5 protein-coding genes are annotated in these 12,557 nt (G+C 45.6%); all 5 read right to left on the reverse strand.

The genetic code is table 11. The features are described from left to right. Positions 1-105: 105 nt before the first annotated feature. Complete coding sequence (locus P403_RS0115710) at positions 106-3,324, reverse strand: ABC transporter permease (RefSeq protein ID WP_029333638.1); 3,219 nt, start codon at positions 3,322-3,324, stop codon at positions 106-108. Positions 3,325-3,388: 64 nt separating this feature from the next. Further along, on the reverse strand, positions 3,389-7,093 hold the full coding sequence (locus tag P403_RS0115715; protein ID WP_029333639.1) for an ABC transporter permease: 3,705 nt from the start codon (positions 7,091-7,093) through the stop codon (positions 3,389-3,391). Beyond that, the gene (locus P403_RS0115720) at positions 7,086-7,781 is read right to left on the reverse strand and encodes an ABC transporter ATP-binding protein (protein ID WP_029333640.1); all 696 of its coding nucleotides are present in this window, start codon (positions 7,779-7,781) and stop codon (positions 7,086-7,088) included. The genes P403_RS0115715 and P403_RS0115720 overlap by 8 nt, the downstream gene beginning before the upstream one ends. Before the next feature lie 729 nt (positions 7,782-8,510). After that, entirely contained in the window at positions 8,511-11,756 is a 3,246-nt protein-coding gene (locus tag P403_RS0115730; protein ID WP_235195237.1) for an ABC transporter permease, read from the reverse strand. Continuing rightward, complete coding sequence (locus P403_RS0115735; protein ID WP_029333642.1) at positions 11,743-12,216, reverse strand: ABC transporter ATP-binding protein; 474 nt, start codon at positions 12,214-12,216, stop codon at positions 11,743-11,745. The genes P403_RS0115730 and P403_RS0115735 overlap by 14 nt, the downstream gene beginning before the upstream one ends. Positions 12,217-12,557: the final 341 nt, after the last annotated feature.

The raw sequence follows: 12,557 nt of genomic DNA on the forward strand, positions 1-12,557 counted from the left end.
CAATATAGAACACATGTTCTTTATGATTCCAAGTGTTAATCAGTAAAAAACTATATGTATATTGCGATTGATCAATTAAATAAACAATTCTGAGAGACTTCTTTTTTACAAGGTGATTTTTACAGTGTAGAGAAAACCAGTGAATCCTGTTTTTACGTTCATGACGAAGGTATTTTCAGTTTTCGGTACGACATAGATGACATCGATTTTTGAGTGTAAGGGAGCGTAATAACCTAAGCTTTCTGAATAGGCTTTTTTGTTCAGGTTGATCGTTTCTTCTGGTGTGTAGCTTTTCTTTTGACTATCCATTAATGGGAAAGAAGATGGTTTATAGTCAATATAAGAGTCAGCTGAATCTTCACCCTTTACTTGCATCTCAAGTCTGACGGAGACAGCTTGTTTATTTTTGGGAAGATCCTTGAGTTGGACACGTTTCGCCGAACTGACCATAAACCCACGTTCTTTCATTAAGTTTTTATCACCAGGATAAGTCTGAAGACGGCCTTTGTCCATCAATTCTTCGATGGCATCCTTATTTATTTTCTTCGACTGTTTCTTTTGAACCGGCTCACTCGGTAAATCTTGCAACTTTTGTCCGGTCGTTACGACAGTTGGTTCAGTTTTTGGTTGAACTGTCGTCGTTGTCGTCTCTTCTGCTGCAAAGAAGAATAAACTTGCTGCACCTGCGACCAATACCGTACCGATTGAACCAAGGGCGATTTTGAATTGACGTTCGGTCGCTTTTGTATTCGTTGCGACACTCCCGATCGCAGCGTTTGGTGTGATCCGGACAGCCCGTTGAGCGGGCAAGAGAGCGCCAAGAACACCCGTCACCATCGGAATCAACAACATAATGCTCAAGAAAACGAGTTCGCCTGTTGGAAATTGATTGTAGACGAAGCCGATCATCGCAAGGGCGATCAGTAAGCCGATGATTCCAGCGAAAAGTCCCGTCATCAGTCCTTCGCTTAAGACGAGCGTCCGGATTTGACCGTTTCGCCATCCAGTCGCCTTTAAGACGGCGAGCTGACTCTTCCGTTCGTTGGCGTTTTGCCACATGATCTCGGTCGTCGTGAGGATGGCGATGAGTAAAGCGACGCCCATCGCAACATAATGCATCGTACCGACTTCGAGCGCGACATATTCACCGAGCCATGTCGCATAAAGAACACCTTTTAGTCGGAAGGTGATGAACAGGAAGAAAATGAACAAACTCGTCGGCAAGGCGATGGCAATCGTCGAGAGGATCGTCCGTTGCCAGTAGGTTGCGAGTTGATTGATGCTCATTCCAAGGACACTTTGTGCTCGAACGAACCGACGACCTTTGGAGACTTCACCGGAGCGCATACTCTCGAACGGTTGAATTCGACGGATGAGCGTCATCGGGACGAGCGTACCACCCCAATAAATCAACAGACCAGCGAGTCCGATTAAGATGATCCGTGATAAGGCAATTGGATGATCCGCCGTCAGCCAGAACGAACCGAGGATCGTCCAGGAAATCAAGGCAACGAGTGTCCCGAGTAGAGTCGCTTCAAGGAATAATAATTTTGAGAGCTGACGCGGACGCCAACCGAGCGACAGTAAAATCGCGAATTCTTTCTTGCGGGCATAGAGCAAGATGATATTTGAACTAAAGACATAAACGAGCGCAACAGCGATGACACTGGCGATGATGCCGCTCATGCCGACCTTCGCTTCTTGGAAGATCGCCATCGATGAACCGAGTTTGATCCACGGTTGTTGGACCCATCCGAGTGCCGATTCTCCCTTTAATCCAGGCAAGTAGGTTAAGGCGAGCTGCGGCGAGGAGCCGAGTGTGACATCGGTGATCAGACCGGTCTTGTCCTCGATCTCTTGAGCGACAGCTTTCAACTTCTTCTCACTCGTCGCATTCATTGCCTCGACACCTTTGACGTTGACACGGATAGCAGAAATGGCTTTGTCACCGCGTAACTTAAAGGCGGCATCAAGTGTCGTCAGCATCGATGGTGGTTTCGTCAAGAAGTCATACGGGTCGTTCGTCGGTTTGACGTCGCGAACCGGATTGACGGGTTTCTCGTTCTTATCCATGACCCACTGGGCTTTCGCCGGGAAGTAGGTCTCTATCGGCAGTTCCGTCAACGGGTCCTTCGAGATGTTCAATTTTTTCGGATCGAAGACACCGATGAAGTTCACACGCATCTTGGGAACGGCATCCATGTTGATGGAGGTATCGCCAAAGGATCGTGCTTTTCGATACATCGATCGTTTTGAGATCAGGACGTTTTTCGAGATCTCTTGAGGTGTTACTTGATAAGTGAATGGCCAGCGTTTCGCAAAAGGACTAGCAATCGTTTGATATTCGACAGATGATGGCTTTAGAGATAACCATTCAAAGCTTCCCGGGGGTCTCTCGGGAAATTTATCCTGCAAAATATTCTGCACAAGTTGCTTAGTAGCTTGTTGAGTTGACACGTGATATTCCTTCGAATCATCTACCGGAAGTGTCTTGAGATAGGATTCACCACCTTTTTTCATGACGCCTCGTACCGTATCGACCATCGAGTCGTTGACGATTGGCACATCGACTTTCTCGTAACGTAGAGTCCGTGTCGCATCGACATATTCCTGACTATTCAGAATCAATGGGATACTCCATACGTCATTTCCATAATCGTTTACGACATCGTCTTTCGTGAAATAACGGCTATGGGTGGCTTTCTTAGTCGCCTTGTCAAGTCCGACAAGCTTGGCTTCTGCTTCCGGATCGATTCCGGCAAGCATCGTTGAACTCCCATAACCGATGACCGGATGTTCTCCTAATGCTTGTGGACTGATATCACGGTTCAATCCATCACTCTCTGGAGGAGACCAGCCTGCACCGACAAAAGAAGTTGTCGTCTCCTTTTCTTTCTTTAAACCGGTATCTTGCGTGTCTTGAATCGTAATCTTATAAATGCCTTGATCTTTAAAATCGTATGTCTCTGATTCAGCATAGGTATTATAGTTTCCAATCATCGCAATCGGTGCAGCGACTTCGACGTCCGCAATCTGTTTGATCGTCTCGTATTGCTTGCGGGTGATGCCTCCGTCGAGTCCACTCATGTAGTTCGGTTCAAGCAGATTCAAATCTTCCGTCACGCTCCGACTGCCTTCTGGTCGAACGACGATATCGTACGACGATCCCCAGCGTTTTTGCAGTTCATCGACGACCGTTCCGTTGTTGGCTTGTGTCGTACCGATTAAATAACTGAGTCCGGTACTGACGATCAGGACGCCGACGAGGAGCAGAATGAACCGCTCCTTGTTGCGCCACCAAGAGTTCCAAATGAATTTAAGCATCGGCAAAACCTCGATTCCTTTCAATGATTGGATGGTCCATAGAAAGCTCCTCCTATTGATTAGATTATTGTTTCATGAGGTCGATTTTAACGGTCGTTGGTTTTGGAAAAGCTGGATCAGAAGCGAACAGGACGAACCGTTTTTCTTCGAGTGGCACTTGATAGACTAACTCTACGCGTGATTTATAGGGTGCGAAATATTGAAAGCCATTCTTCCAGGCCTTCTCATTCCGATTCACATAATCAACCGGTTCATAATCCGTGCCATTTAAATCCGTCAAAGCATACCGATTGGGACGATACGTCGTGAATCCGCCCATATCATCCCCTGTATCTTGCATGACGATGGGAACCGTTAAGAAACGATAGCCGGAACGTTGCTTCAGATTCAGTTCTTTTGGTGTGTCAATCAACGCCTCGACATGGAAAGAATCAAACTGATGTTTTGGATTCCCGGGAGATGTCTGAGTGACACCACGCATCATCAATGTTTTGAGTTTTTCTGCGTCGTCTTTAGAAAGGGTAGCAGCTGACGTACTTGCTTCTTCGATATCTTCTAGCGTGATTTTGACGGTCGTCGTTCGTTCGACGGCCTCATCATTTGCAAGTAAGACGAACACTTTTTGATCAACCGGTACTTGGTAAACGAGATCAACCCATGATTTTTTCGAATTGATGTATTGGAATGCATTTTTCCATGCTGTTTCATCGTGATTGACATAATCGACAGGAGTATACTCTTTTCCGTCAAGAGCGATTAACGGGAAGGTTTGCGGTCGATACGACGAAAACGAACCAGCAGCTAATTCATCCTGGTTATGAAGGAAAACTGGAATCGTCACGAAACGATACCCTGATTTCTCTTTAAGCTTTAATTCTTTCGGTGTTGAGACGAGTTTTTTGACGGAGAAGTCATAATTCTTTGCCGCGGGGTCACCCGGGTATGTCTGAATAGCGCCTGCGTTCATTAGTTGTTCTAGTGCCGTATTGTCTTCAGAGGTATGTTTCTTATCAGTAGGATCTTGAGTGAGATTTTTTAATTTTTGTCCGGTCGTTTGTACTTTTGGTGTCGTCATCTCTTTTTGAGCTGTTCTCGTTTCAGGTTCAGCGAGGAGGAATAAACTCGTCGTCCCGATGACGAGGGTAGCAGCGATGCTACCGAGTGCCCATTTGAAGCGACGCTCGGTCAATTGTTGATTATCGTTCACACCACCAATGGCTGCGTTTGGTGTGATCCGTACAGCGCGCTGGGCAGGGAGCAAGGCACCGAAGACGCCTGTCGCCACTGGAATCAGGAGCATAAGGCTCAAGAAACCGAGCTCACTAGTCGGGAACTGATTATAGACGAAACCAATCATCATCAAAGCGACAAGTAGACCAAGGATTCCAGCGAAGAGTCCAGTCATGAGTCCTTCACTGAGGACGAGTAGACGGATTTGACCGTTTCGCCAACCGGTTGCTTTGAGGACAGCAAGCTGGTTCTTTCGTTCATTAACGTTTTGCCACATGATCTCGGTTGTCGTCAGGATCGCAATCAGTAGGGCGACGCCCATTGCGACATAATGCATCGTACCGACTTCGAGCGCGACATATTCACCGAGCCAGGTTGCGTATAAGACTCCTTTTAGTCGGAAAGTGATGAACAAGAAGAAGATGAACAAGCTCGTCGGTAAGGCGATTGCGATGATGGACAGAAGCGTCCGTTGCCAGTAGGTCGCAAGTTGATTGATGCTCATTCCGACGACACTTTGCGCCCGGACGAAACGCCGTCCCTTTGAAACTTCGCCGGAGCGCATGCTTTCAAACGGTTGAATCCGACGGATGAGTAACGTCGGAACAATCGTACCGCCCCAATAAATCAATAGTCCGGATAGCCCAATCAAGATGATGCGTCCAAGAGCAATCGAGTGATCCGCTGTTATCCAAAATGATCCGAGAATCGCCCAAGCGATGAGTGCGACTAGTGTACCGAGAAGTGTCGCCTCAAGGAAGAGGAGTTTAGACAGCTGACGTGATCGCCAGCCGAGCGATAGCAGGATCGCGAATTCTTTTTTGCGGGCATAGAGTAAAATGATGTTCGAGCTGAAGACATAGACGAGCGCGACAGCAATGACGCTCGCGATGATGCCACTCATCCCGACTTTTGCCTCTTGAAAAATCGCAATCGACGAGCCGAGCTTGATCCACGGTTGTTGAACCCAGCCGAGCGCTGATTCTCCTTTTAGACCTGGTAAATAAGTCAAGGCGAGTTGAGGGGAGGAACCGAGTGTGACGTCCGTGATCAAACCAGTTTTATCCTCGATTTCCTGAGCGACAGCTTGCAACTTTTTCTCACTTGTCGCATTCATCGTCTCGACCCCTTTGACGTTGACACGAATCGCAGAAATCGCTTTATCCCCGCGGAGCTTAAAGGCAGCATCGAGTGTCGTCAGCATCGATGGTGGTTTCGTCAGGAAGTCATAGGCATCGTTGGCGGGTTTAACGTCACGGACGGGATTGACTGGACGATCGTTTTGATCCATGACCCATTGCGCCTTTGCCGGGAAGTAGGTCTCCATCGGAAGTTCGGTTAAGGGGTCTTTTGAAACATCGAGTTTCCCTGGGTTAAAGACGCCGATGAAGTTGAGATGGACTTGTTTCCAGCCTTTAAAGCCACCTTCGAATTCACGTGCTTCACGGTACATACTTCGCTTGAAGAGTAATGATTCCTTGGCAACCTCTTTTGGTTGGACCTGATAGGTAAATGGCCAACGGGAGCCGAACGGACTTTTAATCGTTTTGTATTCAACCGGTGAGGGCTTTAATGAAATGGAGGACAGTGAATTACTATTGTTCGTATCGCCAGTTGGCAAGGTGTTTTTAAGGATACCGTCCACAAGCTTTTTTTGGACGTCTTGAGTCGTAATCGTGTAGGAAATAGGATCCTCTACTGGTAGCTTACTGAGGTATGCTTTCCCACCTTTTTCTTCAATCTTCTGGACCATATCGCCAATTCCGGTTGAAGAGAAAGGAACGTCTACTTTTTCGTATGTATAGGTGCGGGTCGCATCGACGTATTCACGAGAATTCAATAAAATCGGGATTTGTGTCGCTTGGTCTCCGTACGAAGCGGGAAGATCGGTTTCGGTGAAGAAACGGCTGTATGTTCCGGTTGTAGTCGCTTTTTTCAAACCGACGAGCTGATCTTCGGCTGTAGGATCGATTCCAGCAATCATGACTTGTGAGCCATAGTCATAAAGGGGTTGTTCGCCGAGTTGTAAAGGGGAGACGCCTGCGCGCGTTGCATCACCCATTGGTTCCCAGCCGGCAGCGAGAAACGTTGACATGGTATAAGATTCTTTTTGGAGCCCTGTGTTTTGAGAGTCCTTGATTTTCAAACGATAAATCCCTTCTTCATTGACCGTGTGTGTTCCGACGCTACTCGACGTCGATGTATAGCCAATCATCGCAATCGGTGCAGCGACCTCGACGTCCGTAATTTTTTTGATTGTCTCGTATTGTTTGCGCGTGATCCCACCGTCGAGTCCACTCATATAATTCGGCTCGAGCAGGTTCAAATCTTCGGTCACGCTCCGACTGCCCTCCGGACGTACGACGATATCGTACGACGATCCCCAACGTTTTTGGAGTTCATCGACGACGGTCCCATTGTTGGCTTGGGTCGTCCCAATCAGATAGCTCAGTCCAGTACTGACGATCAGGACACCGACGAGAAGCAAAATGAATCGCTCTTTGTTGCGCCACCAAGAGTTCCAGATGAACTTAAGCATAGGCAGGGACCTCCGATGGATCGACGACCCGACCATCTTTCATCGTGATCGTCCGGTTCGCGCGTGCTGCGAGTTCGGGATCATGCGTGACGAAGAAGACGCCACAGGCATTCTCGTGGTTCAGTTTCGTCAAGAGACCGAAGATGACCTCCCCGGTCGCTGTATCGAGGTTCCCGGTCGGTTCATCCGCGAGCAACCATTTCGGGCGATGGATGAGTGCGCGCGCGACGGCGACGCGTTGCTGTTGTCCACCAGAGAGTTGGGAAGGGAGAGAATGGATCTTGTCTGCGAGTCCGACTTCCTCTAGGAGTTCGAGAGCGCGCTTTTCCTTATCGTAGTCGACTTTACGTCCGAAGAGCGGCGCGAGTACATTTTCGAGTGCCGTCAGCGTCGGGATGAGATGGAACTGTTGGAAGATGAAACCGATGTTCTCGAACCGGAAGTCTGAGAGCTGCTTCGCATTCAACTTGGAGATATCTTTCCCGTCGAATAACAATTCTCCTGAAGTCGGGGTATCGAGCGTCCCGAGAATGCTAAGCAACGTCGACTTTCCGGAACCGGAAGGTCCGATGATCGAGATGAAGTCTCCTTCAGCGAAGTCGAGTTGGATATCCTGTAATGCGAACGTCTCGTTTTCACCTGTCTGGAATGACTTGGTGATATTTTTACACGTGAACGAATAGGGCATGTGTCATACCTCCTGTAGATTTTTTAATTCCATATGTAAGTAATAAAAACCATTATTTTCTTATTATAATCATAAAATAGTGGTGATAGACCATTAAAAACCAGAAATATCTGAAAAATTAGTCAATTTTTATTCTAGTTGTTTAAGCTTCATCGATGTCGGACCAATCATTCCGAAAGTCGCATTTTTGAAAAGTGTGATCGATTTCTCAACGAATCGTCGAATATAACTGTTGTTATTCTGATTTTCCGACACAATTTTCAAGTTTTCCATTAGTAACAAAATTCATACTTAACAATTAGTTGATTCAATAGAATCGTACGTAGTGAGTTCTGACGTCAACGCACGAAATAAAGCGATCTCTAGTAATGTTTTTATTTGACAGTGTTTAGAGGTTGAATCGGTAAATAATAAATTTCATTATGAAAATATAGGGAATAATGAGTGTGTTTCTGTCTATAAAAGTAAAATTATTGTGAGAATCAGAGGAGATGATTAGGGGAAATGAAAACTAATATTTTAGAAAGTGTTTTTGCGGCATTGTTTTTTCTTATTTTTCTAATGTTTTTTGAGGGAGTACCGAAGTCCACTGATACATGGATCGAGTATGGAAATTGTCGTTTGCATACATTATTATAATTTTTGATGATCTTAAAAATAAAAATCCAGCAGATATAAATTCTGCTGGATGAAAGGCAATTGGCTATTCTGATTCTTAAATCTACCTCGTTAATTTGAAATCTTATTCACATCAATTTTGACCGTAATCTTTTTACCGACAGCATCGCCATCGGCCAATAAAACATAACTAGTTTTTTGATTTGGTACTTTGTAGACAAGGTCAACTTTAGAGCGATAAGGCGGATAGTACTGATATCCTGAAGACCATGCTTTTTCATCGTGATTGACGTAATCAATCGGTTCATATTTATTACCTTGGGCATCACTCATTACAAATAAGTTTGGTCGATAAGTAGCGTAGCCAATATCACCCTCTGAAGTGGCATCATGAAGAATGACCGGTACCGTCACGTATTGTTCATCCTCTAGTGTCGGTAAATTGAGCGACGCGGGAGGTGTCTGAATTAAACGGTTTACATGGAAAGTACTTTTTTTGGTGACAGGATCACCAGGATAGGTTTTCACTAAGCCTTGTTCCATCAACTTATCAATAGACGTCGCAGATGACTTAGTAGTTGCTTTTTCAGGTGACTTTGAATCGTCTTTCATATCGCGTAACTTACTTCCCGTCGTTTGGATGGTCGGAGCCTTTGACGTGACCGGAGTCGTCGATTTGTCAGCGTCCTCAGACGACGCGAAGAAGAATAGGGTGACGACGGAAGCGAGTAATACGCCACCCGTCGTTCCAAGGGCGATTTTAAAGCGACGCTCTGTCGCTTTAGAGTTGATGACGACACTCCCGATGGCAGCATTTGGTGTAATTCGTACGGCGCGTTGTGCAGGAAGCAGTGCACCGAGGACACCGGTCAGCATCGGTATCAGCAACATCGTACTTAAGAAGCCGAGTTCGCTGACTGGAAACTGATTGTAGACGAAACCAATCATCCCAAGAGCGACCAATAGACCAAGTATGCCGGCAAAGAGTCCAGTCATCATTCCTTCGATTAGGACGAGAGAACGAATGTAGCCATCTCGCCAACCGGTTGCTTTTAAGACGGCAAGTTGTGTTTTTCGTTCATTGACGTTCTGCCACATGATTTCCGTCGTCGTTAAAATAGCAATCATGAGTGCGACGCCCATCGCGACATAATGCATCGTTCCGACTTCGAGGGCAACGAATTCACCGAGCCATGTCGCATACAAGACACCTTTTAAACGGAACGTGACAAATAGGAAGAAAATGAACAAGCTTGTGGGTAAGGCAATCGCAACAATCGAAAGAACGGTGCGTTGCCAATAGGTCGCGAGCTGGTTGATGCTCATGCCGACGATACCCCGAGCACGGACAATGCGGCGTCCTTTTGAGACTTCGCCTGACTTCATGCTCTCATAAGGACGAATCTTCCGAATGAGCGCCATTGGAACAAGTGTGCCGCCCCAGTAGATGAGAAGACCAACGAGACCAATCAGGATGATGCGTCCTATTGAAGTCGCGTGGCTCGTCGTCAGCCAGAATGAGCCAAGGATCGCCCAAGAAATTAAGGTAACGAAGCTTCCTAAGAGGGTCGCTTCAAGGAACAATAACTTTGAGAGTTGACGTGGGCGCCAACCGAGAGAGAGCAAAATTGCGAATTCTTTTTTCCGCGCAAACAATAAAATGATGTTCGAACTAAAGACATACACCAAGGCAACCGCGATGACGCTTAAGATGACTCCAATCATTCCAACCTTGGCTTCTTGGAAAATAGCCATCGAGGAGCCAAGCTTGATCCACGGCTGTTGCACCCAGCCGAGTGCGACTTCTCCTTTTAGACCAGGTAAGTAGGTCAAAGCGAGTTGCGGCGAGGAACCGAGCGTCACGTCTGTGATCAGTCCTGTCTTATCTTCGATTTCTTGCGCGACCGCTTGGAGTTTCTTTTCGCTCGCTGCATTCATCGTCTCGACACCTTTGACGTTGACGCGAATGACAGAGATTGCTTTTTTGCCTCGTAACTTGAAGGCAGCATCCAGTGTTGTCAGCATCGAAGGTGGTTTTGTCAGGAAGTCATAGGCATCATTCGTCGGTTTGACATCACGTGGTGGATTAACTGGACGATCTTTCTTGTCCATGACCCACTGCGCTTTTGCGGGGAAATAGGTCTCCATCGGTAGTTCTGTTAATGGATCCTTTGAAATGTTCAGTTTTTTTGGATCAAAGACGCCAATGTAATTGAAACGCATTTTAGGCATGTTGTTAATGTCCGTTCCAAATAGACGTGCTTCGCGGTACATCGTCCGTTTAGCTAGTAAGCTATCTTTCGTGACTTCATGCGGTTTGACCTGGTAGCTGAATGGCCACCGGGACGGATAAGGGCTAGCTACACTCTGATAAGAAATCGGTGATGGTTTGAGTGCTAGCCAATTAAAGCTTCCGGGTGGCTCTTCCGGAACAGTGTGTTTTAGAATGTCATTTACTAATGTCTTCTGCGTATCCGAAGTTGTGACTTTGTATGTTTTTTTATCCGATAAAGGTAACGTATTCAGGTATTTGAAGCCACCTTTTTGAATAACTTGTTCCATCGTCATATTGATCGAATCGTCCTGTAATGGAAGATCGACTTTTTCATATTTATATGTTCGGAAGGCATCAACGTACTCGCGCTGATTTAATAAGATGGGGATTTGATAGACATCACTTCCCATGTCGACGGGACTGTCATCTGTTTTAAAATAGCGGCTGTGTGTAGCTGATTTAGTCGATTGGTCCAGTCCGACCATTTTCGCCTCGGCTTCCGGATCAATCCCAGCGAGCATCGTCGCACTACCATAAGCGAATAATGGTTGTTCTCCGAGTTCTAATAAAGAAACGCCTTTCACACGTGTCCCGCTTGGGGGTTCCCAACCGGCAGCAAGGAAGGAAGTCGTCGTATCTTTTTCCATCTTCAGACCGGTATTTTGGGAATCGGTAATCGTTAGTTTATAGATTCCTGGATCGGTGATGGTGTGGGTACCGACATTCGCATCAATGTAACTATTTCCAATCATCGCAATTGGTGCTGCGACTTCGACGTCCGTAATTTTTTTGATCGTCTCATATTGTTTACGCGTGATGCCGCCGTCAAGACCGCTTGTATAGTTTGGTTCGAGTAACTTCAAATCTTCCGTCACGCTCCGGCTACCTTCCGGACGAACGACAATATCGTACGATGAGCCCCATCGTTTTTGGAGTTCATCAACTACGGTCCCATTGTTCGCTTGCGTCGTCCCAATCAGATAGCTCAGTCCAGTACTGACAATCAGGACACCGACAAGAAGTAAGATAAATCGCTCCTTATTTCGCCACCAAGAGTTCCAGATGAACTTAAGCATAAGCATTACCTTTAACTACTCTTCCTTCTTTCATTTCAATGACTTTATTTGCACGTTTAGCTAAGATAGGGTCATTCGTCACAAATAAAACTCCACATTCATCTTCTTTGTCGTAGTTGACCTTTCTTCCGAATAAAGGAGATAAGACATTTTCTAAGACAGTAAGTGTAGGGATTAGATGGAATTTCTGAAAGATAAATCCTATATTTTCGAATCTAAAATCGGATAATTGACGTGCATTTAAGTTCGAAATCGTTAAACCATTAAAGTAAAGTCCACCAGATGTTGGAGTATCTAATGTTCCAATAATACTAAGTAATGTAGACTTCCCTGATCCAGACGGACCAATTATTGAAATGAAATCCTCCTGAGAAAAAGTTAAATTAATATTTGATAAAGCAGCTGTCGAAATTTCTCCAGTATCGAATGATTTGTTTAGTTCTTTACATGTAAATGAATAATTCATATAAACACTCCTTAAATGAAAATTTGCAAAATACCCATTATTTAGATAGTTCGACAAAATTCAATTAAACCATTTTTTTGAATTTAAAAAGGGATTAAAAGGAGTTTGATGGTATTATTTAGTTGTTCCGTAAGGGGGACCATGATGCTCGGTACATCACAATCATCTGACGCAATCTATAGGCTGTATGGTTCAATCGGAAGAACTCGTGAACTGCATCTGGATAAGGTGATGACTATTAAGTCGATTTCACAAGAAATCGTCATGAGTGAAATGAAATCGCAGAAGGTGCAGGGAGTCTAATTAGAAGACTAGTGTAGTCCCGGAATTTATTGTTTTTA

This window comes from Exiguobacterium oxidotolerans JCM 12280 (assembly GCF_000702625.1).
In the GTDB taxonomy this organism is placed as follows: Bacteria; Bacillota; Bacilli; order Exiguobacteriales; family Exiguobacteriaceae; genus Exiguobacterium_A; species Exiguobacterium_A oxidotolerans.

Excerpts from the sequence above, each read along its gene's own strand:
- P403_RS0115710 (WP_029333638.1), bottom strand. The coding sequence starts at position 3,324 with ATGCTTAAATTCATTTGGAACTCTTGGTGGCGCAACAAGGAGCGGTTC.
- P403_RS0115715 (WP_029333639.1), bottom strand. The coding sequence starts at position 7,093 with ATGCTTAAGTTCATCTGGAACTCTTGGTGGCGCAACAAAGAGCGATTC.
- P403_RS0115720 (WP_029333640.1), bottom strand. The coding sequence starts at position 7,781 with ATGCCCTATTCGTTCACGTGTAAAAATATCACCAAGTCATTCCAGACA.
- P403_RS0115730 (WP_235195237.1), bottom strand. The coding sequence starts at position 11,756 with ATGCTTATGCTTAAGTTCATCTGGAACTCTTGGTGGCGAAATAAGGAG.
- P403_RS0115735 (WP_029333642.1), bottom strand. The coding sequence starts at position 12,216 with ATGAATTATTCATTTACATGTAAAGAACTAAACAAATCATTCGATACT.